The 25,123-nt window shown below is 73.7% G+C and carries 21 protein-coding genes and 1 tRNA gene; 15 read left to right on the top strand and 7 right to left on the bottom strand.

The genetic code is table 11. The features are described 5' to 3' along the window. The first annotated feature begins 50 nt into the window (after positions 1–50). The 8 genes from bdeA to AMK33_RS19530 all read left to right on the top strand — a co-directional run bounded on the left by bdeA (position 51) and on the right by AMK33_RS19530 (position 10,786). A complete protein-coding gene (gene bdeA / locus AMK33_RS19565) occupies positions 51–953 on the top strand; it encodes a bis(hydroxyethyl) terephthalate hydrolase (RefSeq protein ID WP_073934119.1) in 903 nt (300 codons plus the stop codon). 165 nt (positions 954–1,118) lie between these two features. Continuing rightward, positions 1,119–4,181 (top strand): helix-turn-helix transcriptional regulator, encoded by a 3,063-nt coding sequence (locus tag AMK33_RS19560; RefSeq protein WP_073934118.1) that lies wholly within the window; start codon positions 1,119–1,121, stop codon positions 4,179–4,181. Between the two features lie 147 nt (positions 4,182–4,328). After that, positions 4,329–5,585, top strand: a complete 1,257-nt coding sequence (locus AMK33_RS19555; protein ID WP_073934117.1) for a helix-turn-helix domain-containing protein — start codon at positions 4,329–4,331, stop codon at positions 5,583–5,585. A 310-nt stretch (positions 5,586–5,895) separates the two neighbouring features. Then, entirely contained in the window at positions 5,896–6,678 is a 783-nt protein-coding gene (locus tag AMK33_RS19550) for an ABC transporter ATP-binding protein (protein WP_073934116.1), read from the top strand. Further along, positions 6,675–7,478, top strand: a complete 804-nt coding sequence (locus AMK33_RS19545; protein WP_073934115.1) for an ABC transporter ATP-binding protein — start codon at positions 6,675–6,677, stop codon at positions 7,476–7,478. The genes AMK33_RS19550 and AMK33_RS19545 overlap by 4 nt, the downstream gene beginning before the upstream one ends. Continuing rightward, positions 7,475–8,371: a branched-chain amino acid ABC transporter permease gene (locus tag AMK33_RS19540; protein ID WP_073934114.1), complete on the top strand. Its 897-nt coding sequence runs from the start codon at positions 7,475–7,477 to the stop codon at positions 8,369–8,371. Before AMK33_RS19545 ends, AMK33_RS19540 begins: the two co-directional genes overlap by 4 nt. Continuing rightward, a complete protein-coding gene (locus AMK33_RS19535; RefSeq protein WP_073934113.1) occupies positions 8,364–9,503 on the top strand; it encodes a branched-chain amino acid ABC transporter permease in 1,140 nt (379 codons plus the stop codon). Before AMK33_RS19540 ends, AMK33_RS19535 begins: the two co-directional genes overlap by 8 nt. Beyond that, positions 9,500–10,786 (top strand): ABC transporter substrate-binding protein, encoded by a 1,287-nt coding sequence (locus tag AMK33_RS19530; protein WP_073934112.1) that lies wholly within the window; start codon positions 9,500–9,502, stop codon positions 10,784–10,786. Before AMK33_RS19535 ends, AMK33_RS19530 begins: the two co-directional genes overlap by 4 nt. Before the next feature lie 180 nt (positions 10,787–10,966). Here the strand turns inward: AMK33_RS19530 and AMK33_RS19525 are convergent, their stop codons facing one another. Further along, complete coding sequence (locus AMK33_RS19525) at positions 10,967–11,449, bottom strand: MSMEG_6728 family protein (protein WP_073934111.1); 483 nt, start codon at positions 11,447–11,449, stop codon at positions 10,967–10,969. Between the two features lie 92 nt (positions 11,450–11,541). Beyond that, positions 11,542–12,585, bottom strand: a complete 1,044-nt coding sequence (mgrA, locus tag AMK33_RS19520; RefSeq protein WP_073934110.1) for an L-glyceraldehyde 3-phosphate reductase — start codon at positions 12,583–12,585, stop codon at positions 11,542–11,544. Between the two features lie 234 nt (positions 12,586–12,819). On the opposite strand from mgrA, the gene AMK33_RS19515 reads away from it, so the two are divergent. Beyond that, the gene (locus AMK33_RS19515; RefSeq protein WP_073934109.1) at positions 12,820–13,377 is read left to right on the top strand and encodes a snapalysin family zinc-dependent metalloprotease; all 558 of its coding nucleotides are present in this window, start codon (positions 12,820–12,822) and stop codon (positions 13,375–13,377) included. Between the two features lie 67 nt (positions 13,378–13,444). Further along, positions 13,445–13,517: transfer RNA gene (locus AMK33_RS19510), tRNA-Gly, on the top strand. 52 nt (positions 13,518–13,569) lie between these two features. Here the strand turns inward: AMK33_RS19510 and AMK33_RS19505 are convergent. From AMK33_RS19505 to AMK33_RS19495, 3 genes are all read right to left on the bottom strand, one after another. Then, the gene (locus AMK33_RS19505; protein ID WP_073934108.1) at positions 13,570–14,892 is read right to left on the bottom strand and encodes a lipase family protein; all 1,323 of its coding nucleotides are present in this window, start codon (positions 14,890–14,892) and stop codon (positions 13,570–13,572) included. A 172-nt stretch (positions 14,893–15,064) separates the two neighbouring features. After that, a complete protein-coding gene (locus tag AMK33_RS19500) occupies positions 15,065–16,240 on the bottom strand; it encodes a S1 family peptidase (RefSeq protein WP_073934107.1) in 1,176 nt (391 codons plus the stop codon). A gap of 857 nt (positions 16,241–17,097) precedes the next feature. Then, positions 17,098–18,411 (bottom strand): cation:proton antiporter, encoded by a 1,314-nt coding sequence (locus AMK33_RS19495; RefSeq protein ID WP_073934106.1) that lies wholly within the window; start codon positions 18,409–18,411, stop codon positions 17,098–17,100. Positions 18,412–18,740: 329 nt separating this feature from the next. Here AMK33_RS19495 and AMK33_RS42195 point away from each other — a divergent pair, with 329 nt between their 5' ends. From AMK33_RS42195 to AMK33_RS19480, 3 genes are all read left to right on the top strand, one after another. Beyond that, positions 18,741–19,127, top strand: coding sequence for a hypothetical protein (locus AMK33_RS42195; protein WP_073934105.1), 387 nt, complete (start codon positions 18,741–18,743; stop codon positions 19,125–19,127). Between the two features lie 132 nt (positions 19,128–19,259). Further along, the gene (locus AMK33_RS19485) at positions 19,260–20,345 is read left to right on the top strand and encodes a GNAT family N-acetyltransferase (RefSeq protein WP_073934104.1); all 1,086 of its coding nucleotides are present in this window, start codon (positions 19,260–19,262) and stop codon (positions 20,343–20,345) included. Between the two features lie 51 nt (positions 20,346–20,396). Beyond that, positions 20,397–20,963: a DUF2269 family protein gene (locus AMK33_RS19480; RefSeq protein ID WP_107425148.1), complete on the top strand. Its 567-nt coding sequence runs from the start codon at positions 20,397–20,399 to the stop codon at positions 20,961–20,963. 11 nt (positions 20,964–20,974) lie between these two features. Here the strand turns inward: AMK33_RS19480 and htpG are convergent, their stop codons facing one another. Continuing rightward, complete coding sequence (gene htpG / locus AMK33_RS19475; protein WP_073934103.1) at positions 20,975–22,873, bottom strand: molecular chaperone HtpG; 1,899 nt, start codon at positions 22,871–22,873, stop codon at positions 20,975–20,977. A 69-nt stretch (positions 22,874–22,942) separates the two neighbouring features. Further along, the gene (locus AMK33_RS19470; RefSeq protein ID WP_073934102.1) at positions 22,943–23,539 is read right to left on the bottom strand and encodes a TetR/AcrR family transcriptional regulator; all 597 of its coding nucleotides are present in this window, start codon (positions 23,537–23,539) and stop codon (positions 22,943–22,945) included. Positions 23,540–23,658: 119 nt separating this feature from the next. Between AMK33_RS19470 and AMK33_RS19465 the strand changes: the two genes are divergently transcribed. Beyond that, positions 23,659–24,543: an NAD(P)-dependent oxidoreductase gene (locus AMK33_RS19465; protein ID WP_073934208.1), complete on the top strand. Its 885-nt coding sequence runs from the start codon at positions 23,659–23,661 to the stop codon at positions 24,541–24,543. A 46-nt stretch (positions 24,544–24,589) separates the two neighbouring features. Then, positions 24,590–25,066 carry a MarR family winged helix-turn-helix transcriptional regulator gene (locus AMK33_RS19460; protein ID WP_073934101.1) on the top strand — a complete coding sequence of 159 codons (477 nt, stop codon included), beginning with the start codon at positions 24,590–24,592 and terminating at the stop codon, positions 25,064–25,066. Positions 25,067–25,123 lie beyond the last annotated feature (57 nt).

The raw sequence follows: 25,123 nt of genomic DNA, 5'->3' as shown, positions 1-25,123 counted from the left end.
GTAACACCGGCCGGACGGGCGGCCCGCCGCGACAGAGAGGACTCCCCGTCGTGCAGCAGCACCCCCACACCAGCAGGCGCAGGACCGGCAGGCTTGCCGCACTGACCGCGGCGGTCGCCGTCGTCGTCGGCCTCACCACCCTCAACGGCCCCGGTGCCCAGGCGGCCGACAACCCCTACGAGCGCGGCCCGGCACCGACCGAATCGAGCATCGAGGCGCTGCGCGGCCCCTACGCCGTGTCGGACATCTCCGTCTCCTCGCTGTCCGTCACCGGCTTCGGCGGAGGCACCATCTACTACCCGACCAGCACCGCCGACGGCACCTTCGGGGCGATCGCCATCTCGCCCGGCTTCACCGCCTACCAGTCCTCCATCGCCTGGCTGGGCCCGCGCCTGGCCTCCCAGGGCTTCGTGGTGTTCACCATCGACACCAACACCACCCTGGACCAGCCCGCCTCCCGCGGTGACCAGTTGCTCGCCGCGCTGGACTACCTCACCCAGCGCAGCGCGGTCCGCGGCCGCGTCGACAGCAGCCGGCTCGGCGTCATGGGCCACTCGATGGGCGGCGGCGGAACCCTCGAAGCCGCCAAGGACCGGCCCTCGCTCCAGGCGGCGATCCCGCTGACCCCCTGGAACCTCGACAAGACCTGGTCCGAGGTCAGGACCCCCACCCTCCTCTTCGGGGCCGACGGCGACACCATCGCCCCCGTCTCCAGCCACGCCGAGCCCCTCTACAGCGGCCTGCCGTCCTCCCTGGACCGGGCCTACATCGAGCTGAACGGCGCCACCCACTTCACGCCCAACTCGTCGAACACGACGATCGCGAAGTACAGCGTCTCCTGGCTGAAGCGGTTCATCGACAACGACACCCGCTACGAGCAGTTCCTGTGCCCGCTGCCCCGGCCGAGCCTGACGGTCGAGGAGTCCCGGGGCAACTGCCCGCACACCTCCTGAGATCCCCGGCTCCCGCCGGACGACCAACCGGTGGCGGTCCGCGTACGACGCGGGCCGCCACCGGCGTTGTGCGCGCGCACCGCCGGACGCCGGGCGCCCTGGGCCCCGGCACACTCGTGGACGCGCCCCCTCCACCCGACCTTACGCGTGAGTAACGTCGAGTGAATGACCGGACAGACGACCCCGCGGCGGCAGGCGATCCACCGGCTGCTGGACGGGCTGCGCACCGACGGCGGCGTCCACGTCGTGACCGGTGAACCCGGTTGCGGCCGTACGGCGTTCCTGGAGTACGCCGCCGGCTCCTTCCGCGCCGGGCCGGTGTGGCACGTACGCGCCGACCCCGGCCGCGGCGCACCGCCGCTCAGCGGTCTGCACACCTTGCTGCGTGCCGCCGGCCGTACCGTGCGGGCCGCGGGGGACGGTACGGCGGGGGAGGCGCTGTTCGACGTCCTGCGCGCGGCGTCCGGCGCGTCGCCGCTCCTGGTGTGCGTGGACGACGCGCACCTGTGGGACGCCGCGTCGCGCGCCGCGCTGGGGCACGCCGCCGCGCGGGTGCGTGCGGCGGGGGTCCCGGCGGGGCTGCTCCTCACGGTTCCCGGACACCGGCCCGTCGACCGGGAGTTGGCGGCACTGCCCGTGCTGCGGCTGGGCCCGCTGGCACCCGGGGACGCGGCCCGTGTGGTCGACGACGTGACCGGCGGTGCCGTCGACCCCGGCGTGCGCGAGGAACTGGTGGCGGCGGCGGAGGGCAACCCCGCGCTGCTGCTGGCGCTGATCCGCCGGCTCTCGCCCGCCCAGCTCGGCGGGCGCCGGGCACTGCCCCGGCCGCTGGCCGACGGGGAGGCCCTCGGCGGGGTCACCGGCGGCTGCCTGACCGGCGTACCGCCGGACCGGGCCGGCCTGCTGCTGACGACGGCGGCCGCCGTGCGCGCGACGGGGGAACCGGACGCCGACGCGGACCTCGTACGGCGAGCGGCCGGGGCCGGCGCGGTGCGGCCGTTGCCCGAGGTGCTGGTCCTGACCGAGGGCCGCCTGCGGTTCCGCAGCGCGCTGCTGGGGAGGGCGGTGTACGCCGGCGCGCCACCCGAACGACGCCGTGCCGCGCACCGCGCACTGGCCGCGTGCCTGACGGGCACCGGTGCGGACGGCGTCCTCGCGCTGCTGCACCGCTCCTGGACCGTCACGGGCCCCGCCCCCGGCCTCGCGGCCGAACTCGCGGCGGGGGCGGCCTCCGTGTCACCGCCGGGCCTGCGCCGCAGGGCGCTCACCCGCGCCGCCGAACTGACGGCGGACGGGGCGGAGCGGGCACACCGTTACACCGCCGCCGCGGCACAGGCCCTGCTCGCCGGGCACTCGCCCGAGGCGCTGCGCCTGCTCGACGCCGCCCGGAGCCGCCCGGTCCCCGCCTCCGTACGCGGCGGCGCGGAACTCCTGCGGGGCGCGGTGCTCCTCGCCGACGGGCCGGTGGACGACGCCCGCGAGTCCTTCCTGCTGGCGGCGGGCCTGCTCGCCGAGACCGACCACGAGGCCGCCGGTACGGCGACCCTGGCAGCGGCGGACGCGGCCTGGGCCGCCGGCGACCCCGCCTCCTGCCTCCACGCCCTCACCGACCCCGTACCGGCCTCGAGGCCCCCGGCCGCCACCTCTGCGGAGGCACCGCCCACCAGAACCCCGGCCCATGCCCCTGCCACCCGCCCCGCTGCCATCAGCGCCGCCCCCGCGACCGATCCCTCCGCATGTGCCGATCCCGGGACGGAAGCGTCGGGCGCCGGGGCTGTGGGCCGGGTGGGCGTTGGGGGCGCCCTCGGTGGGGTGGCGGTCTCCGGTTCGGGTGGTGGCCGGGGTGGTTCCGGGGTGGGGGTGTCGGGTGGCGGCGCATCGGACGGCGGGGTGTCGGAGCGGGCCGTCGGTGGGGTGGAGGTGTCCGGTTCGGGTGGCCGGGGTGGCTTCGGGGCAGGGGTGTCGGGTGACGGGTGGGCTGTCGGTGGTGACGCGCGTGGTGTGGCCCTCGTGCGGTCCGGGCCGCTCCGGGACCACCGGGACGGGATGCGGGCCGTGCTGCTGGGGCGGTTCGACCGTGCCGCCGGCCCGCTGCGGCGGGTGGTCGAGCACGGGCTGTCCGGCGACGACCCCGAGCCGCTCCTGCGGTCCGCCTCCGCCGCGCTCATGCTCGGTGACGTGACCACCGCCCGCCGCGCCGGCGCACGGGCACTCGCCGCGGCCCGCACCCTCGGCTGCGCAGCCCTCGAACCGAGGGCGCTGGAGTACCTGGCCTACGCCGAACTGCGCGCCGGACACCACCAGCTCGCCCGGACCCACGCCGAGGAGGGGCTGCGCACCGCGTCGCGGACCGGACAGCGCAACACGGCCGCCCACCACCACGCGGTACTGGCGCTCGCCGCGTCCATCGAGGGGGAGCGGGAGATCGTCGCCGAGCACGTCGCCGCGGCCCTGCGCACCGCCCGTCGGCACGGACTCGCGCAGGCCGCGACGCTCGCCCAGTGGGCCGCGGCCCGCGCCGACCTCGGCGCCGGACGCCCCCGCGAGGCCGCGGACCGGCTGGGCCCCCTGGTCCGCCCCGGCGCCCGCCGCGGCCACTTCGCGGTGTGGATGCTCGCCGTCCCCTGCTTCGTGGAGGCCACCGCACTCGCCGGACGCCCCGAGCACGCGGCCCCGGCCGTCGAGGACTTCGCCCTGTGGGCCGCCTGCGGAGCCGACCCGCAGGCCCCCGCCCAGCTCCTGCGCTGCCGCGCCCTCCTGGCCGCCCCGGACGCGGCCGACACCCTGTACCTGCGCGCCCTGGACCGCCATGAGGAGACGGCCGGGGACTTCGAGCGGGCCCGCACGGAACTGCTCTACGGCAAGTGGCTGCGGCGCAGACGCCGGCTGCGCGAGGCGCGGAACCGCCTCGGGGAGGCACTGATGGGCTTCGAACGCTGCGGCGCGCACCTGTGGGCGCAGCAGGCCGCCGCCGAGTCGCGGGCGGGCGGCGCGGCCCCTGGCCGGCCGGGGACCGGGGAACTGTCCCGGCTGACCCCGCAGCAACTGCGTATCGCACGGCGCGTCGCCGAGGGCGCCACCAACCGGGAGGTGGCCCTGAGCCTGTCCGTCAGCACCCGCACCGTCGACTACCACCTGCGGAACATCTTCGCCACCCTGGGGGTCCGTTCCCGCGTCGAGCTGGTCCGCCTCGTCGGACAGGCGGAAAAGACCGGTGCACAACCCTAGGGACCGACCGGACGGTATGTCATCCTTCGGGGCAGGACGAGTCCGATGGCGGCCGGCCCACGGGCTCCCCCGTACCGGCCGGGCGCCGGTACGGGGACCGCCGCCGCACGGGCGCCGCCGGGAAGCCGACCCTGGGGGAGATGCGCGATGCAACACGCCGTACGGCCACGTACCCTGCCGCGTCCTGGACCCGCGCCCGCTCCGCGGCCCCGGACGCCGCGCGTGCGGTCGCTGATCGACGCCGACGCGCTGCGCGTGCTGCACCGGGCCGCCCGCGTCCTGCTGGACGACCTGCCCCAGCTCACCGACGGGCTGGTCGCCGTCCTGCAGGAGCAGGAGCCCGCGTACCGGGCCGCGGTGGAGGGGGACGCCACCACGACCTGGCAGGAGGTGCACCGCTCGCTGCGGCACAGCATCTCCTCCCTGCTCGACCCACGGGGCGCCCGGGACGCGGCGCGCCGCTGCACCTGGAAGATCGGCGCCACGCGCGCCGAGCAGGGGCTGCCGCTGGACGCCCTGCTGCACGCCTTCCGGCTGGGCGGCTCGCTGGTGTGGCAGGGCCTGGTCGACGAGACCTCCCGGACGGCGCCCGAGGACGTACGGCTGCTGGTGCACGTGGCGTCCGACGTGTGGAACTTCGTCGACGAGCACTGCACCCTCGTCGCGGACGCCTACCGGCAGACCGAGCGACAGCTGGCGTGGCGGAGGGAGAACAGGGTGCGTCTGCTGGCCGCGGCCCTGCTGGACGGCACGAGCAGGATCGCCGACCTGCCCGAGGCCGCGCAGGCGCTGGACCTGCCCGAGCACGGGCGGTACGTGGTCGTCGCGGTCGCCGGCGGCGGGCCCACCGGTTGTCCCGGTGCCCAAGCGACCCTCGCTCCGGGTGTGCGCGTGCACTGGCACACGGGAGTGGACGCCGATCACGGCATCGTCCTGGTCGAGGACGGTACGGAGCCCGTCGTGCCGGAGGAGCAGGCAGCGGGGGTGCGGGTGGGCGTCAGCAGCGCGGTCGAGGGGCTGTCCGCCGTGGGGGAGGCACGGCGGCTGGCGGACACCGCGCTGGGCCTGTGCCCCGAGCAGGGCGGCACGGTCCGCCTGACCGAGCACCTGCCGGCGGCGCTGGTGGTGTCGAGTCCCGAACTCGGCGCCGCGCTGGCCGAGCGGCTGCTCGGCCCGCTCGCCCACCTCGAACCCGCCGACGCGGAGGTCCTGCTGGACACCCTGGCCACCTGGCTGGCCTGCGACGGCTCGGCCCAGCGGGCGAGCCGCCGCCTCTACTGCCACCGCAACACGGTCCTCAACCGCCTCCGCCGCTACGAACAACTCACCGGCCGCTCCCTCTCCCGCCCCACCGACCTGGTCGAAATCACCCTGGCCCTGACAGCCCGCACCTTCCTCACCTGACCCAGCTGCGGGCAGCCGCGAAGCCCACCCACCCACCCAGCTGCGGGCAGTCGTGCCGCTGGGGCGGCACGGGTGGGCGCAGCGGCACCCCGCAGGAGGCGGCAAGCAACACCCCGCCCCTGGACCCCCACCCCGGTGCCGCCACGACGGCCCCGCATGGGCACCCGCACAACCCCCGCCCACCCCCATTGGTACGCCGCAGCGTACGGGCGTCAAACGCTGTACCCCTCGCCCACCCCCGTGCTGTTGTGAGGCACCCCTTCCCCCGAAGCCGCCGCCGCCCCGCGCGGCCCGGCCCCGAGGAGCCGTGATGCCCGAAGCACCACCGGACAGCCCGCCCGCGCTGCACGTCGAGAACGTCGACGTGACCTACGGCCGAGCCCTGTCCGCCCTCCGCTCCGTGTCCCTGACCGTGCCGCACCGCACCGTCGTCGCCCTGCTCGGCGCCAACGGCGCCGGCAAGACGACCCTGCTGCGCGCCGTCTCCGGCACGCTGCGCCTGCACCGCGGCGCGATCACGGCCGGCCGCATCCGCTACGGCGACACGGTGCTCGACGGCAAGGACCCCGTCGCGGCGGTACGCGCCGGAGTCGTCCAGGTCCCCGAGGGGCGACGGGTGTTCGCCGGACTCTCGGTCGACGAGAACCTGCGCTCCGGCGGCCTCGGCCTCGGCCGGCGCGGCCGAGGCCAGGTCCAGGAGGCCCGCGACCGGGTCTTCACGCTCTTCCCCCGCCTCGCCGAACGCACCCACCAGGCAGCGGGCCTGCTCTCCGGCGGCGAACAGCAGATGCTCGCCATCGGCCGCGCCCTGATGGCCGCCCCGCGCCTGCTGCTCCTCGACGAGCCCTCCCTCGGTCTCGCCCCGCAGATGGTGTACCGCATCGCCGAGGTGATCCGCGAGATCAACGCCCAGGGCACCGCCGTACTCCTCGTCGAGCAGAACGCCGGCATGGCGCTCTCCCTCGCCGACCACGCGCACGTCCTGGAGGTCGGCGAGACCCGCCTGTCCGGCCCCGCCGACGAACTCGCCCGCACCGACGCCGTACGCCGCCTCTACCTGGGCGAGTCGGCCGAGGACCAGGGGGCGGCGTGACCGACCGCACCACCACCGCACCGCCCGTGCTCGACGTACGGGACGTCACCGTGCGCTTCGCCGGACTCACCGCCCTCGACGGCGTCTCCTTCACCGTCGCCCCCGGCTCGGTGCACGCGCTCATCGGACCCAACGGCGCCGGCAAGTCGACCTGCTTCAACGTGCTGTCGGGCCTGTGCCGCCCGGCCGCCGGCACGGTGACGCTCGGCGGCACCGAGCTGACCCGCCTCGCCCCGCACCGCATCGCCGCGCTCGGCGTGGCCCGCACCTTCCAGAACATCGTCACCACCCACGGCACCGTCGCCGACAACCTGATGCTCGGCCGCCACGCCCTGTCCCGCGCCGGGTTCGCCGCGAGCGCGCTGCGCCTGCCGGGCGCCGTACGGGAACAGCGCGAACACCTCGCCAGAGCACGCGAGATCGCCGAACTCACCGGCCTCAGGGACCACTTCGACAGCCCCGTCGCCCTGCTGTCGTACGGCGACCGCAAGCGCGTCGAACTCGCCCGCGCCCTCTGCCTGGAGCCCCGTGTGCTGCTCCTCGACGAACCCGTGGCCGGCATGAACGCCGCCGAACGCGCCCGCACCGCCGAGGTGGTGGGCGAACTCCGCGCCGAACTCGGCCTGTCCATCGTCCTCGTCGAGCACGACATGGGCCTCGTCATGCGCCTCGCCGACGACGTCACCGTGCTCGACTTCGGCAAGCCCATCGCCCACGGCACCCCCGACGAGGTCCGCCAGGACCCCGAAGTGCTGCGCGCCTACCTCGGCACCGACGCGACCGGGGAGGACGCGGCATGACGGCATTCCTCGACAACATCCTCGGCGGACTGGCACTCGGCGCGGTCTACGCGCTGGTCGCCCTCGGCTTCGTCGTCATCTTCAAGGCCTCCGGCGTCCTCAACTTCGCCCACGGCTCCCTGCTCCTGCTCGGCGGCTACCTCACCGCCGTACTCCACGACGACCTCGGCTTCGCCGGAGCGCTCGCCCTGGCGGTCCTCACCACGGCCGCCCTCGCCGGCGCGCTCGACCGGTTCCTGCTGCAACGCGGCGGCCAGGACGCCCACTCCGCCCATGTGCAGACCATCGTCACCATCGGCATCGACATCGTCCTGCTCACCGATCTCTCCCGGCGCATCGGCGGCGACCTGCTGTCCCTGGGCGACCCGTGGGGCGATGCGGTGACCGAGCTGGGTCCGGTGACCGTCGCCGACAGTCGGCTCGCCGCGATCGTGGTGTCGGCCGTGGTCATCGGCGCAGTGTTCGCGCTGTTCCGGTTCACCTCCTGGGGACTGTCCCTGCGGGCGGCGGCCGAGGACCTGGAGGCCGCCGCGCTCATGGGCGTACGGCTCGGCCGGGTGCGCGCGGGCGCCTGGTGCCTGGCGGGCGCGCTCGCCGCGCTGGCCGCCGTGTTCCTCGCCGCGTTCCCCGCGCCCGGACTGGAGCGCACCACCGGGCAGATCGCCCTCAACGCCTTCCCGGCCGCGATCCTCGGCGGCCTCGCCTCCCCGGCCGGCGCCCTCGCGGGCAGCCTGATCATCGGCCTGACCGAGGCACTCGCCGTCGGTTACCAGTCCGAACTGCACGTCCTCGGCGAGGGGTTCGGCGACGTCGCCCCGTACGCGGTGATGCTGCTCGTCCTTCTCGTACGGCCCACCGGGCTGTTCGGCGCGAAGGGAGCGGCCCGTGTCTGACCGACTCCTCGCCGCCCTCACCCGCCGCCGGGCCTCGCTCCTGCTGCTCGCCGTCCTCCTGTGCCTGCCGCCGTTCTACCTGGACGCCTTCTGGCTGCGCATCGGCCTGTTCTCCATGGCCGCGGCCATCGGCGCCACGGGCCTCGCCCTGCTCAGCGGCACCGCCGGGCAACTCTCCCTCGGCCACGCCTTCTTCCTCGCCGTCGGCGCCTACGGCTACGCCTGGCTGGCCGGCGAACCCGGACCCGGACTGCCCCCGGCCCTCGCCGCGCTCCTCGCGGTCCTGCTCGCGGGAGCGGCCGGCGGACTGTTCAGCCCCGTCGCCGCCCGGGTCAAGGGCATCTACCTGGGCATCGCCACCCTCGCGCTGGTCTTCCTCGGCCACCACGTCCTGCTGACCGCCGACTCCGTCACCGGCGGCTTCAACGGCCGTTCCGTGCCCCCGCTGACCCTCGGCGGGTTCACCTTCGCGGAGAGCGACCCCGAACTGACCGTCCTGGGCGTGCCGTTCGGCGCGGAGGAACGACTGTGGTTCCTGGGCCTGGCCCTGTTCGCGTTCACCTGGTTCACCGCCCGCGGCCTGCTGCGCTCACGCCCCGGCAGGGCGCTGGCCGCCCTGCGCGACAGCGAGACCGCGGCCGCCGTGATGGGCGTCGACGTCGCCCGGCACCGGTCGGCGGCCTTCGTGGTGTCGTCGATGTACGCGGGCCTCGCGGGAGTGCTCCTGGCGCTCGCCTTCCGCCGCGTCGTCCCGGACTACTTCTCCCTCGCCCTCTCCGTCGACTACCTCGCCATGATCGTCATCGGCGGCCTCGGGTCCGTCGCCGGAGCCACCGCCGGCGCCGTCTTCGTCACCGCCCTGCCGCTGCTGATGACCCGGTACGCCGACCAGCTCCCGCTGGTGACCGCCCCGGGCTCCGCCGAGGGCGCCGTGGGCCCCACCGAGGCGGCCCGCTACCTCTACGGCGCGGCGATCGTCCTGGTCCTGCTGTACGCCCCCGACGGTCTGCACGGCCTGGCACGCCGGGTCCGGGACCGCGTACGGCGCCGCCGATCCCGTACCCCCGCCCCGGAAACCGTCGTCCCCTCGCCTCCGCAACCGGCCGCACGACCCAAGGAGCACACTCCGTGAACACCACGCACCGCACCCGCCGCAACCGGCACCGCACCGCCGGGACCGTCCTCGCCGGCGCCCTCGCCCTGCTGCTCGCGGCCACCGGATGCAGCTCCAAGGCGGACGACGGCGACAAGGGCGGCGAGGCCGCCGACGGCGTCCGCACCGGACCCGGCGTCGACGCCGACACCATCAGGCTGGGCGCCCTCACCGACCTGACCGGCCCCTACGCCACCCTCGGCAAGAGCATCGTGCAGGCCCAGCAGATGTGGGTCGACGAGACCAACGCCAAGGGCGGCATCTGCGACCGCAAGGTGGAGATCGTCGTCAAGGACCACGGCTACGACGTGCAGAAGGCGGTCACCGCCTACGCCGACATCGCCCCGGACGTCGTGGCGCTGCCCCAGGTCATCGGCTCCCCGGTGGTCGCCGCGCTGCTCGACGACATCGAGCGGGACAAGATGCTCACCTTCCCGCAGGCCTGGGCGGCCTCCCTGCTCGGCAAGGACGCCATCCAGGTGCTCGGCACCACGTACGACGTCGACATGATCGCCGCCGTCGAGTTCCTCACCCGCGCCAAGGGCCTGAAGAAGGGCGACACGATCGGCCACGTCTACTTCGAGGGCGACTACGGCGCCAACGCGCTGGAAGGGTCCACCTGGGCGGCCGAGAAGGCCGGACTGAAGGTGGCCGGGCAGAAGATCAAGGCCACGGACACCGACCTGTCCGCCCAGGTCTCGGCCCTGCGCAAGGAGGGCGTGAAGGCCGTCCTGATCAGCGCCGGACCCGCGCAGACGGCCTCCCTCGTCGGCGTCGCCGCCTCCCGCGGTCTGAAGGTCCCCGTCGTCAGCAGCGCCCCCGGCTTCGCGCCCCAGCTCATGAAGACCCCCGCCGCGCCCGCCCTGGCGGCGATGCTCAACATCGTGAGCGCCGCGCCCGCGGTCAGCTCCGATCTGCCCGGCGTGAAGAACATGGTGGCGTCGTATCAGAAGAAGTACCCGGACTCGCCGGTCGACTCCGGTGTGCTGTCCGGGTACAACGCCGCCCAGCTCATGGGCGCCGACCTGAAGAAGGCCTGCGAGGCGGGCGGCCTCACCCGTGAGGACGTCGTCAAGGCGCACCGCGCGCAGACGAACGCCGACACCGGCCTCGGCACCCCGCAGAACTTCTCCGACGTCGACCGCCCCGCGAGCGTCGAGACGTACGTGCTCAAGCCCGACGCCGAGGCGGTCGGCGGCGTGGTGAACGCGGAGGACGCGCAGGCGGCGCCGGGAGTCGAGGAGTACCTGTCCTCGCACTGACGGCCCGCACCGTGCGGATGCCCCGGCGGACCCCGGAAGGGGGCGCCGGGGCGTCGTGCGCCCGGGCCCACGGTTCGTACGGGCGGCCCGTGCGCCGCCCGGACTCTCCGCGTACGCGGTGCGGTCGCGCCCGCCCGGAAGGCGACGGGGAAGCGAGGACCCCTGCCCGGCGCCGGCGGGTCAGCCGGCGGCCGCCTCCGGATCGCGGTCGGACGACGGCCAGACGTACGGCAGGTCGTCCGGCTCCCCGGGGAAGAGGTCCGCGTAGACGGCCGGGTCCTTGCGGACCAGCGCCGAGCGGTGGCTGCGGTGCACGGCGTCGTCACCCAGCCAGGGCGGCAGCTCACCGGCCCCGGCCAGCTCCCGCTGACCGCGCACCGGCGCTCCGGGCCGCACCCCGGCGAGGTCGGCGACGAGGGTGGCGGCGCAGCTGTCCTGGTGGCCCCGGTCGCGCCAGACCCGGCAGATCTCCAGGCCGTACCGCACCAGCGCCTCCTCGTAGCCGGTCCACATGCGGACCGCGGGATGGCGGCGCCACCCGTAGCCCGGCACGATCAGGCCGCGCAGCACCTGGAGCGTCTCGACCCGCTGTTTGCCGAGCCGGCGCCGGTCGAGCACCAGCGCCGACTCGCAGAAGTCGGGGTACGGCAGAAAGGTCTGCATACGGCCGTCCGAACGGTGAGGGGGTCAAGCGGCTCACCGCACCGCAGTTCCCCCGTCACGGCGGCGCACACCTCACGGCCGCCCCCGAAGGCTCAGCCCAGCGTGCCCAGCCGGGCCTCGCGCCACAGGTCGATGCCGCCGTCGGTGGCGTACTTGTCGATCTCGGCCAGCTCCTCGGCGCCGAAGTCGAGGTTCTCCAGCGCGGCGACGTTCTGCTCCAGCTGCTCGGTGCGGGAGGCGCCGATGACCAGCGAGGTGACCCGCGGGTCCCGCAGCGCCCAGGCCAGCGCCATCTGCGCGAGGGTCTGCCCGCGCCGGGCCGCGATGTCGTTCAGGGCGCGCAGCCGGTGCAGCATGTCGTCGGTCAGCCACTCGGTGTCGAACGACTTGCCGGCCGCCGCCCGCGAGTCCCGCGGGACGCCGTCCAGATAGCGCCCGGTCAGCATCCCCTGCGCGAGCGCCGTGAAGCCGATGACCCCGAAGCCCTCCTCCTGGGCCACGTCCAGCAGGCCGTCCGTCTCGATCCAGCGGTTCAGCATGTTGTACGACGGCTGGTGGATCAGCAGCGGGGTCCCGAGGTCCCGGAGGATCGCCACGGCCTCACGGGTGCGCTCGGCGTCGTACGAGGAGATGCCGACGTAGAGCGCCTTGCCCTGGCGGACCGCCGTGTCGAGGGCGCCCATCGTCTCCTCGAGCGGAGTGGTGGTGTCCAGCCGGTGCGAGTAGAAGATGTCCACGTACTCCAGGCCCATGCGCTTCAGCGACTGGTCCAGCGAGGCCAGCATGTACTTGCGGGAGCCGCCGCCCTGGCCGTACGGGCCGGGCCACATGTCCCAGCCGGCCTTGGTGGAGACCACCAGCTCGTCCCGGTACGGCGCGAGGTCCCGCTTCATCAGCCGGCCGAAGTTGATCTCGGCGGAGCCGTAGGGCGGGCCGTAGTTGTTCGCCAGGTCGTGGTGGGTGATGCCCAGGTCGAAGGCGCGCAGGGCGATCTCGCGCTGTGTCTCGAACGGCTTGTCGTCGCCGAAGTTGTGCCAGTAGCCCAGGGACAGCAGGGGGAGGTCGAGTCCCGAGCGGCCGGTGCGCCGGTAGCGCATGGTGCCGTCGTAACGCTCGGGGCGGGCGATGTGGTTCATCGGCGGTTCTCCGGTGATGCGAGTGGGGGTGTCCCGTGGGATGGTGTTGATCCTTGCCACAGTGCCCCCGCCCGACCGGGAAGTCCAACCGATCCCTTCCATGGAATTCAGCAGTGCGGCTTCTGAATCGGCGGGTGGCCGCGACGACGGATTGGAGTCCGTGCCGACGGGCAGGCGAAAGCGGAAGCGGCATGAGCACGACCGCCCGCCTCTCCCCCCACAAGGAGATCGACCATGAGAGTCCGTACGCTGACCGGCGGCCTGGCCGCGGTCCTCGTGTTGTCCGGCCCGCTGCTGAACGGCCCGGCCGTGGCCGTCGCGCCCGTGGCGTCCGTCGGCGCGGCCCAGCGTCAGGTGGTCGACGACGTGGTCACCTACGACACGAGCGGCGCCGCGGAGTTCAAGGCCGCGGTCGAGAGGGGAGCGGCGATCTGGAACGAGAGCGTCGAGACCGTCGAGCTGCGCCCGGTCGCGTCCGGGCAGCGCGCCGACGTGCGGATCGTGGCGGATGACGGCTGGCCCCGCTCCGTCCCCACCTCGATGGGCAACGGCACCGTCTACATCGGCCGCCAGGCCGTGGACCAGGGCTACTCCACGATCCGTATCGCGGCCCACGAACTCGGCCACATGCTCGGTCTGCCGGACCGCAAGCCAGGCCCCTGCTCCAGCCTGATGTCGGGCGCCAGCGCCGGAACCTCGTGCACCAACCCCTACCCGAGCGCGGCGGAGAAGGCGCAGGTCGAGCGGAACTTCGAGGGAGCCCCCGCCGGGGCGCTCCTGGGGCGGACGTGACGACTGGGGCGATCACCGCTATGGTTGTCCCAGGTCAAGGCGACGGAAACCTCCGGAGCCCGCCCGTGCGTTGGTGGTCCAAGGAAAGACGCCCCGCTTCCTGCGGGGAGATGCAGGTGCAAGGCCTGCCCGGCGCTCCATCCGAGCCCCGTCCCGAAGCTTCGGGACGGGGCTCGTCGCGTTGCCGGTGGTTCAGGGCTGGACCGGCATGGTCCAGCAGTTGGAGCGCGTCGGCTCGCCCTCGAGCCGGTCGGTCAGCCACTCCACCGCGTCACCCTGGTCGGTGAGCAGTGGCACGAGGTGGTTGGTGAGGATCTTGTCGCCGAGGTTGGGCAGCACGACGGCCTTGTAGGTGACGTCGGCGCCCTTGCGGCACCAGTCCAGGGCCAGTTGACGGGCCTGTGCGTGCGGCACGATGTCGTCCTGGACGCCGGTGACCAGGCGGACCGGGCCGGTGGGCTCGAGCCTGCCGATGCGCTGCTCGTCGAGGACGGCCCGGGCGTCCGGCTCGCCGGCGATGATGTCGGCGAGCGAGCTGCCGTCCTTCGTCCACTTGGTGCTCTTGGTGAAGCCGTGGCTGAGGATCGCGTCCCCGACGCAGCTGGTGGCGATGGAGTCGAGGGCGCTTCGGCCGGTGGCGTTGATGTGCTGGTCGACGACCTCCTTCAACGCGGGCTCCGCCTGGGCGAAACCGTTGATCGACCAGCCCAGCGCGGCCGCCAGGGCGCTGCCGTCGATGCCCTTCATGACCGCCGTCAGGTCGGCGGGCGGCGCGCCGGCGTAGGTGCCGACGAGGTTCACCTCGGGTGCGTAGGCGGAGTGCAGTTCGGCGGCGGACGCGCTGGCCCCGCCGCCCTGGCTGTAGCCGTACAGGCCCACGCGCGAGTCGGCGGTGACCGACGCGCCCGGCACGGAGCGGGCCGCGCGGGCCGCGTCCAGCATGGCGTGCCCCTGGTCGAGCCGGTTGACGTAGGTGTGCAGCCGGTCGGTCGCCCCGAGCCCGACGTAGTCGGTCACCACGACGGCGGCGCCGGTGGCCAGGAGCCGGTAGACGGCCAGGTTGTCGTATCCGACCGACAGCGTCTCCCCGGTCAGGGTCAGCGGGTTCTGCAGGGCCAGCGAGGGCGCGCACTGGTCGCCCTGGCCCATGGTTCCGGAGCCGACGACCACCAGGGGACGGGGGCCGTCGCCCTTCCAGTCGGCGGACGGCTCGACGTAGGCCCCGGTGACGGCCACCGGCTGCCCGCTGGAGTCGGTGGAGGTGTACATCAGGCGGGTCGCGGTGCCGGGCAGGGTGCGGCCGTCCAGGCCGGGCAGGCTCAGCCCGAGGCGCAGTGGCTCGTGGCGGACCAGTACGCCCTCGCCCGCGGGCAGTTCGGCGGGCGGGGTGTAGAAGGCGGGGACGGTGACGCCCCGCGACACCACGGGGTCGCTCGCGGCGGCGGGCGGCGCGGACACGCAGACACAGGCGGTCGTGGCGACCACGGTGGTCAGCACACTGCTGATACGGCTCACGGCTCACTCCTCGCTCTGCTCCAGGAAGGTGAACCGGAAACTAGCAGTGCTTACTTACCGCCGGTAACCCGCGAGTAAGTTACGGCACGGTAACTTTTGTGGGAGGTGCCGGGCGCACACAGGAACGGGCCCCGCCGGTCGCCCGGCGGGGCCCGCTCCTGGTCGTGACCGGTCAGGCCGTGTGCAGCGTCAGCCCGTAGCGGTTGAGGATCTCGTTGACCGGCTGGAACCAGGTCTCGCCCCCGCTGGAGCAGTTGCCCCAGCCGCCGGAGGTGACGCCCTGCGCCTGGTCACCGCTGATGAACGAGCCGCCCGAGTCGCCCGGTTCGGCGCAGACGCTGGTCTTCGTCATCTGATGGACCGCGCCCTGGCTGTAGTTGACCGTCTCGTTCTTGGCCAGGACCCTGCCGCAGTGCCAGTGGGTCGTGGAGCCGGAGCGGCAGATCGAGGCGCCGACCGGTGCCTCCGCCGAGCCGCGCACCAGCTGGTCCGACACCGTGCCCCAGCCGAGCACCACCGGCACCGTCCACCAGCCGCTGCCCACGTTCACCCAGGCGTAGTCGTTGCCCGGGAACGAGGAGCCCTGGAAGTTGCCGATGTACGAGCCGTCCCAGCCTCTGACCTGCTGGCCCACCCCGCCGCAGTGCCCGGCGGTGACGAAGCCGCCGTGCACCGAGAAGCCTATGGAGCAGCGGACGTTGCCGGTGTAGTACGGGTCGCCGCCCACCGTCCCGGCGGCGAAGGTCTCCGCCGCGGCCTCCACGGTCCGCACGGTGACCGGGCCGGCCTCGCGGGCCTCGTCCACGAAGGAGCGGACATCGTTGTCAGCGCGCTTGTCGGCGACGACGTTCACGACGACCGTGTTGGCGGCCGGGTCGACGGCCCAGCTGCTGACGCCCGAGGGCGCGTCGAGGCGGTCGATACGGGACTTGGCCGCGTCGAGCTGCCGGGCGCTGTGCTCGACGGTGCGGACGGCCGCGCCGGACGCGCGCAGGGACCGTACCGTCGAGGCGTCGGCGTCCGGGGTGACGGCCACGGTCAGTTTCTCGCTCTTCGCGTCGAACCAGGCGCCGCCGTACGCCGGTCCGGCGGTCTTGCGGGCCTCGGGCGCGAGCTCGGTGGCCTCGCGCTCGGCGGCCAGCCGGTCCTCCGCCTCGGCGCGGGTCAGCCCGAAGTCCCGCTGCATCGCCTGGAGCAGACCGTCGGAGGCGGGCGCGGAGCCGGCGGCGCGGGCGGCGGGGGAGTCGGGGGCGTCCTGCGCCGAGGCCGGCAATGTGCCGGCCGCGGTCCAGCTGCCGATCATGAGCAGAGCGGCCACGCCGGCATGCGTGAGTCGGGTGCGTCTCATGGAAGGTGCCCTTCGTCGTTCCAGCAAGGTGGGGGTGGAACAACCGCAGTGTGAGAGCGCTCTCAGCCTGAGTTGAGCAGAGCGTAGCGGGCCGAGTGGTGTCAGGTCTATGCCAATGCGAGCCCCAATTCCCGTACGGTTTGGGCGTGACGGTCGGTGTACGCGGGGCACCGCACGCTCTTCGCCGCCTCCCGCTCGGCCCGAGCGAGGGCGTCCGCGGTCACCCGGTGGTGCTCGCGTGCCCACTCCACCGAGGCATCGGCGTCCTCCTGCTCCGTACGTCGGTCACGGAGCTGTTTCCCGCCGGGCCCGGGCCGCCTCCCGGGCGCGGGGGAACCGTCTCCGCCGTTCCGCGCGACGCTCCGCCGGCTCGTCCTTCCGCCGTGCCGGATCCGACGGCGTACAGGCCGGCGCGCTGGGAGCCTTCTGCGCCGGGCCCTCCGGGGCGGCGCGCGGAGTCGTCCCGGCGTCCCGCTGAACCGCGTCCGGCGGGTGCTCGGCCTTTCCGTGCCGCCTCGCGGCATGCCGGGACAGCTCGGTGACGGTGCGCCGGCACTGCGCGGAGAGCCCGTTCATCGCGCTCGGGTCCGTGGCGGTGCGGGCCCCGCGCGGTGACCGTCCCGATGACGGGAACCGCCGTGCCTCCTCGGGCCGGGAGCGCCGGAGCAGGTTCGCCACCCGGTCCGCGAGGGCTGGACGGCGGGCGGCGGCGGCCCGTTCCTCGCGCCGGGTGCCGGGTGCCGGGTGCCGGGTGCCGGAGCCGGGAACCGGTCGGCGTCGAGGGCGCGAGGCCTTTTGGGGTGCTGCTCCGGAAGGCGGCCCGAGACGGGGGAGTCCCCCTCCGAGGAGAGGGGTGGTCAAAGGCGCTCGCCCGCCACCTCGTCCTCGTCCGGCTCCGGTTTCGTACTGCCCGCCCGGGCCCGGTGGGCCCGCAGCCGGTCGAGGCGTGAGATGACGGGGGTGGCGCTCACCCCGTGCAGCACGACGGACGCCAGCACCGTGAAGGTCACCACCGCCCACAACCGCTCGGCCGGGACGCCGAACCCGGGGGTGCCGAGCGCGTGGGCCAGGTAGAACAGCGAGCCGATGCCGCGGATCCCGAAGAAGGCGATCACCACCCGCTCCCGCGGCCCGGCGGACGTACCGAACTGGGCGGCCCACGCCGTCAGCGGCCGGACCGCCAACAGCAGCAGCAGACCCACGACCGCCCCCTGCCAGGTCAGCGACGCCAGACCGCCCTGTGCGACGAACACACCGAGCAGGAACAGCAGTACGGCGGTCAGCAGCCGCTCCACCTGCTCCACGAAATCGTGCAGCACCCTGTGGTAGCCGTGGGCGCGCTCCGCCCTGCGGATCCGGCAGGCGGTGACGAACACGGCCACGAAGCCGTAGCCGTGCAGCAGCTCCGTCACCCCGTAGGCGAGGAACGTGGCGCCGATGGCGACGAACCCCTCCCGGTGCTCGGACAGCCGCATCGCCCGCCGGCCCGCCCGGAAGAACAGCCACCCGAGCAGCGTGCCGACGGCGAGCCCCGCGGACACGCCCACCGCGCACTTGTACAGCACCTCGACCAGCGCCCAGTGGGCGATCCCGTCACCGGTGGGACGTCCGCCCGCGGCGGCGAGCGCGACGGCCGCCAGGACGAAGGGGAAGGCGAGACCGTCGTTCAGCCCGGCCTCGCTGGTCAGCGTGAAGCGCACCTCGTCCTCGTCGTGTTCGGAGTCGGTGGGCGCACCCACCCGCACCTCCGAGGCGAGCACCGGATCGGTCGGCGCCAGCACGGCCGCCAGCAGCAGCGCGGCGACCGGCGGCCAGTCGAGCAGACCCCAGGCCAGGAGGCCCACGGCCGCGATGGTCAGCGGCATGGTGACGCCCAGCTGCCGCCAGGTGCCCTGCCAGCGCCGGCGGCCGAACGGCCGGTTCAGGGCGAGACCGGCGCCCATGAGGGAGATGACCACACAGATCTCGGTGACGTGCTCCACCCACGTCCGGTCCGCCACCGGATCGATCTCGGGCATGGGCAGGGGCATGGGCAGCAACTGGAGGGCGACTCCGCAGACGAGGAACACCAGCGGCAACGACAGCGGTCTGCGGGCCACCAGCCGGGGCAGCACGGCCGCGCCGAGGGCACCGGCCCCGAGCAGGGTGAAGAGGTAGTCAGGGGAGGTCACCGATCACAGGTGCCCGGAGCCGGCCGGGAGCACACCGCGGCTTCGGCCGAAACATCATCCCGGCGGCGGGAGCCCGCCCGGACGGACGGATGGACGGGTGCGGCCCTCGCCGTCCGCCGGGACGCGCACTCCGGCGTGAAGGGCGGGGCCCGCGGGAGACACCGCGGGCGGTGCGCGCCGAGTGCGCCGCCTCGCGACGCGGAGGACTTGACGGAGCGGGACGCGCTCGGCGCTACTGGATGACGTGCCGGGCGCACATGCGTGGGGGGCCCGCCCGGCGCCGACCCGGTGTACCCACCCCCGCCGGACGCATGCCGAAGGGGTGACCGGTGCGGTCTCGATGGGCGACGGCAGTCGTACTGCTGGCCTCGGCGCTGCTCTGGACCCTGTGCTCCCCGGCGCCGGCGGCGGACCGGCCCGCCACGGCGCATCCCGCCGCACAGCAGCACGGTTCGGCCGAGGCGGTTCCCGGGGCCGTCGACATGCCCGAGGCCGTCGGCAAGCCCTTACCCGGCGAGGGCGACGCCTCGCTCCACCGGCCCCTCGCCCGCCCGCCGAGGGCCTCGGGGGCGGACGGAGCGGCCGGCCCCGCCCACCCGACGGCCGGCGCGCAGCGAGGACCCGCTCCCCGGCCGTACCCGGTGGGGCCGCCACCGGGCCGGGGCCCGGTCGGTCCGGCCCCCAGCGCCGCCGGCCTGCAGACATTCCGCTGCTGAGCGACCGCGGTAGCGCCCAAGGCCTGCGCCGTGCGGCCGGGTACCGCCCGCCGCGTGCTCCCCGAGCCGGTCCACGGTGACGAGCAGGCCTTCTCGTGTCCCGGAGACCGTGACGACACAGGAGGCACACACATGTACGGAAAGCGCGTTCTCGTGGTGCGGCCCGACGAACTCGGGCCGAGCGAGCACAAGACGTGGAGAGACCTGCGCGCCGAGTCCGGCGCACCGGAGAACCCGTTTCTCGACCCGGCGTTCACCACGGCCGTCGGACAGGTCAGGCCCGGCGCCAGGGTGGCCGTATTACAGGACGACGGGACACCCGTCGGATTCCTCCCGTACGAGAAGGGGCCACTGGGCCGGGGCCGGGCCATCGGGCTCGGGGTGTCGGACAGCCAGGGCGCCGTCCTGCGCCCCGGCCTCCGGCTCGACCCGCGCGCCCTGCTCGCGGCCTGCGCGCTCTCCTCGTGGGAGTTCGACAACCTGGAGGCCGGTCAGCACCTCTTCGTACCGCACGCCGTCGAGGAACTCGCGAGCCCGGTCGTCGACCTCGACCGGGGATACGAGCACTACACCGACGGGCTGCGCGCCCGTTCCCCCCATTTCCTCAAGCAGACCCTGGCCAAGGAACGCAGGCTCGCCCGGCAGGTCGGCGAGGTGCGGTTCGTGTACGACGCCCGGGACCCCGAGGCGTTACGGGCGCTGATGCGCTGGAAATCCGCCCAGTACCGGCGGACGGGCCGCCGGGACCGGTTCGCCCAGCAGTGGATCACCCGGCTGGTGGACCTGCTGGCGCACGGCGACGATCCCGGGTGCCGCGGACTGCTCTCCGTGCTGTACGCCGACGGCCGCCCCGTGGCCGCCCACTTCGGCCTGCGCTCGGCCACCGTGCTCTCCTGGTGGTTCCCCGCGTACGACCGTGACCACGGCCGGTACTCACCCGGACTGGTGCTGCACCTGCGGATGCTCCAGGCCGCCGCCGCGGACGGCATCCGCACGGTCGACCTGGGCAGCGGCCCCGCCCGCTACAAGGACTCCCTCAAGACCCGCGAACTCCCGGTCTACGAGGGTGCCGTGGTGCGTCCGGGACCGGGCGGGGCCGCGTACCGGCTGGGCCGGGAACCGGCGCGGGCCGCCCGTCGCTTCGTGCGCGGCCGTCCCCTGCTGGCCGACGCGGCCCGGCGCACCCTGACGGGGATGGGCCGGCTGCGCGAGCGCTGACCGCGTCCGGCGTACGCCGACGTCAGTACGCGGGGTTACTCCCGCCGTCAGATGTCCGCGCCGCCCGGGCCCGGCACCGTGGGTCGGGTGAAACTCAGCCGCCCCGCACGCCGGGCCCACCTCGTCATCCATGTCCTCGCCTCCGCCGGCTGGCTCGGACTCACCGTCGGGCTGCTCGCGCTCGCCATCACCGCGAACACCACCGGGTCCGCGGCCGTGGTGGAGGCGTCCGTCCGGGCCATGAAGATCTTCGCGGACTGGCTCATGCTGCCGGTCGCCTTCCTGACCCTCCTCAGCGGCCTCGTCCTGTCCCTGGGCACGCCCTGGGGACTGGCGAGGCACCGCTGGGTGTGGACGAAGTTCTGGCTGACCCTGACCACGACCACCGCCACGGCCCTCGTACTGCGGCCGGGCGTGAACGCCGCCGCGGCGGCCGTGTCCGCCGGGCACCCCCTGCCCGACGGGGGCGACGTCCTCATGGGGCCGATCGTCTCCCTGACCGCCTACGTCTTCATGACGGTGATCTCGATCCTCAAGCCATGGGGACCGACCCGCCGCGGCCGACGCCTCCGCGCGGCCGCCCGGAGGCCGGGGACGGCCGAACCGGCACGCCTCTGATCACGGGTACGTCACAGGGTGCGCTCCAGCCGGTCCGCCATCAGCCGCACGAAGCGCGCCGGGTCCTTCGGCCGGCCGCCCTCCGCCAACACGGCCAGGGAGTGGAGGAGTTCGGCGGTGTCGGTGAGGTCCGAGCGGTCCTCGCGCTCCCCGTACGCCTCGTTGAGGCCCTTCACCAGCGCGTGGTCCGGGTTGAGTTCGAGGATGCGCTTGGTGCGCGGCACCTCCTGGCCCATGGCCCGGTACATGTTCTCCAGCGCCGGCGTGAGATCGTTCGCGTCGGCGACGAGACAGGCCGGGGACACCGTCAGCCGCGTGGACAGCCGCACCTCCTTGACGTCCTCGTCCAGCCGCTCCCGCATCCAGTCGAGCAGACCCGCGTACTCCTCGGCCTGCTGCTGCCGTTCGTCCTCGCTCCTGTCGTCCTCCCGCGCGCCGAGGTCGACCTCGCCCTTGGCGATCGACCGCAGCCGCTTGCCCTCGTACTCGCCCACGGCGTCGACCCACATCTCGTCGACGGGATCGGTGAGCAGCAGCACCTCGATGCCGCGCTCCCGGAACGCCTCCATGTGCGGGGAGTTGTCGATGCTCTCCCGCGACTCGCCGGTGATGAACCAGATGTCGTCCTGCCCGTCCGGCATCCGCTCCACGTACTGCTTCAGTGTGGCCGTGCCGTCGTCCCCGCGCGTGGTCGCGAACGAGGTCACCGCGAGGAGGGCGTCACGGTTGTCGGGGTCGGTGACCAGGCCCTCCTTCAGCACCGCGCCGAACTCCCGCCAGAACGTGGCGTACCGCTCGGCGTCACCGGTCATCATGCTCTTGACCGACGCCAGCACCTTCTTGGTGAGCCGGCGCTGCATCATCCGGATGTGCCGGTCCTGCTGGAGGATCTCGCGGGACACGTTCAGCGAGAGGTCCTGTGCGTCGACCACGCCCTTGACGAACCGCAGGTACGGCGGCAGCAGCGCCTCGCAGTCGTCCATGATGAAGACGCGCTTCACGTACAGCTGCAGCCCGTGCCTGAAGTTCTGGGTGAACAGGTCGTGCGGGGCGTGCGACGGGACGAACAGCAGGGCCTGGTACTCGAAGGTGCCCTCGGCCTGCAGCTGGATGGTCTGAAGCGGTTCGCGCCAGTCGTGGCCGATGTGCTTGTACAGCTCGTGGTACTCCTCCTCGGACACCTCCTCGCGAGAGCGCGCCCACAGCGCCTTCATCGAGTTCAGCGTCTCGGGTCCGGCCGCCTCGCCGTCCCCGCCCGTCTCCCCGACGAGCCTGATCGGCCAGGTGATGAAGTCCGAGTAGCGCTTGACGATCTCCTTGATCTTCCACACCGAGGTGTAGTCGTGCAGCTGGTTGTCGGGGTCGGCCGGCTTGAGGTGCAGCGTGACCGAGGTGCCCTGCGGCGCGTCGTCGACCCGCTCCAGGGTGTACGTGCCCTCGCCGCGCGACGTCCACCGGGTGCCCTGCCCCTCGCCCGCGCGCCGGGTGAGCAGGGTGACCTCGTCCGCGACCATGAAGCCCGAGTAGAAGCCGACGCCGAACTGGCCGATCAGCCCCTCCGTCCCGGTCCCGTCCTGCGCCTCCCGCAGCTCCCGCAGGAGCTGAGCGGTGCCCGAGTTGGCGATCGTGCCGATGAGCTGCCCGACCTCGTCGTACGACATGCCGACGCCGTTGTCCCGCACGGTGAGGGTGCGGGCGTCCTTGTCGATCTCGAGCTCGATGTGCAGGTCGGAGAGGTCGGCGTCGAGGGAGTCGTCCCGCAGCTTGGCCAGACGCAGCTTGTCGAGCGCGTCGGAGGCGTTGGAGACGAGTTCACGGAGGAAGACGTCCTTGTTCGAGTAGACCGAGTGGATCATCAGCTGGAGCAGCTGACGGGCCTCTACCTGGAACTCAAACGTTTCGGTCGGCATGATGCGTGATTACCTCACTGATCCACGGATCACCGGATACTGGCGCGATCATTTTAGTAAAAGAGGGCGTCAGCCGGTCGCGTTCGCCGCCGAGTCCAGGAGGGGGCCGAGTTCGCGGGACACCGTCGTCAGGGGGCGGACGTCCCGCTCCGCGCGGGCCATGAGGATCGCCCCCTCCAGGGAGCTGATCATCAGGGTGGCGAGGGGCCGGGCGCGTTCGGCGGGGACGCCCATGTCCGACAGGGCCAGGGCCACCGCACCGGTCCACTCGGCGAAGGCGGCCGACACGGCCTCACGGGTCGACGCAGCGGACTCGGCGCGATCCACCGTGGCGGCGGCGACCGGACAGCCGCCGCCGAAGCCCTTGCTCTCGTACTCGTCGGTCCACTGCCGGACCATCTGCGCGAACAGCCCGCCGGGCGTCGGCTCGGGCAGCGCGGCGAGGAACCGGGCGACGCGCCCGGCCGCGTACCGGCCCGCCCACCCCACCGCCTCGTTGACGAGCTGCTCCTTGCCGCCCGGGAAGTAGTGCTGGAGCGATCCGCGCGGCGCCTCCGCGTGCGCGGCCACCTCGCGCATCCCCGTCGAGGCGACCCCGTCGCGCCGGATGAGCTGGGCCGCGCTGAAGACCATCCGTTCCCGTGGTCCCCGTTCGGACACCGCCATCCCCGACCTCCCGCGATTTCCCTCCCTTCACCCTATGACGGCTGTCATGGCGGCGGCTACTATGACAGCGGTCATGGAACAGGTGCCGCGTGAGCGCGGCCCGGAAACGGCGGTGCGTCGTGCGCGTGGGTTTCATCGGACTCGGAGTCATGGGCCGGCCCATGGCGCTCAACCTCGCCCGTGCCGGAACACCCCTCGTCGTCTGGAACCGCACCCCCGCCCGGTGCGCCCCTCTGCGCGATGCCGGAGCCGAGGTCGCCGGGAGCGCCGAGGAGGTGTTCGAGCGGGCCGGCACCGTGCTCCTCATGCTGGCCGACGAGACGGCCGTCGACACGGTGCTGGGGCGCGGCACCCCGGACTTCGCCGCCCGTGTCGCCGGACGCGCCGTCGTCTACATGGGCACGACCTCGCCGGAGTACTCGGCCGCCCTGGAGGACGCCGTCCGTGAGGCGGGCGGCGCCTACGTCGAGGCCCCGGTCTCCGGCTCCCGGGTCCCGGCGGAACAGGGGCAACTGGTCGCGATGCTGGCGGGCGACCCCTCCGCCGCGGCGGCCGTACGGCCCCTGCTCGCCCCGATGTGCCGCGAGGCGTTCGACTGCGGTGCGGTGCCGGGCGCGCTGTTGATGAAGCTCTCGGTGAACCTGTTCCTGATCACCCAGGTCACCGGACTGACCGAGGCGTTCCACTTCGCCGACCGGCACGGGCTCGACCGCCGCCGCTTCCTCGAGGTCCTGGACGCCGGCCCGATGGCCAGCGCCGTCTCCCGGATGAAGGCGCCCAAGCTGCTCGCCCGTGACTTCGCGGTCCAGGCCGCCGCCACGGACGTACTGAAGAACAACCGCCTGATCGCTCAGGCCGCTCGCAGGGCCGGCCTGGCCTCCCCGCTCCTCGACGTCTGCCACGCCCTCTTCGACGAGACCGTGGCCGGCGGTCACGGCGGCGAGGACATGGTGGCCGTCCTGCGCGCACTGGAGACCAGGACCGACGGCACCCCGGCCGGCTGAGTTACCTCTTTTGACATACCTATAAGTTCATATCTACCATCGTCGGGTGACCGACTCCTCCAGCGTCCCCGGCCGGGACATCGACCGCACGGCCTCCGGCCTCGCGGCGTGTCTGCCCGCGCTGCACCGGGCCCTGGACCGGCACATCGCGGCCTCCTACCCCCATCCCAAGCCCCCCGAGGGGCAGCTCGCACTGCTGCGGTTCGTCGCACAGAGCGAGGGCGCCACCGTGCGCGAGGCCGCGCAGGCGCTGCTGATGAAGCCCAACAACGTCAGCACCCTGGTCTCCCAGATGACCGAGGCGGGACTGCTGGAGCGCCGGCAGGACAGCGCAGACAAGCGGGTCGCCCATCTGTACCCGACCGACACCGCCCGCCGGCGGCTGGCCGAGGTGCGCGAGCTGGAGACCGCCCACATCAGGCAGGCCCTGATGTCCCTCACCGACGGCGAACTCGGCGCCCTCGGTTCCGCCGTCGGGGCGCTCACCGCCCTGACGGGCAGGCTGCACCCCGCCGCCCACTGACGAGCCGCGCGCTCCAGGCGCCGCCCGCCGTCCCTTCGTTCCACTTGTTCCACCCCA

This window comes from Streptomyces sp. CB02400 (assembly GCF_001905725.1).
Classification (GTDB): Bacteria; Actinomycetota; Actinomycetes; order Streptomycetales; family Streptomycetaceae; genus Streptomyces; species Streptomyces atrovirens.
Note: the sequence above shows the minus strand (reverse complement) of the source record. Positions and strands in the feature narration are given on the sequence as shown.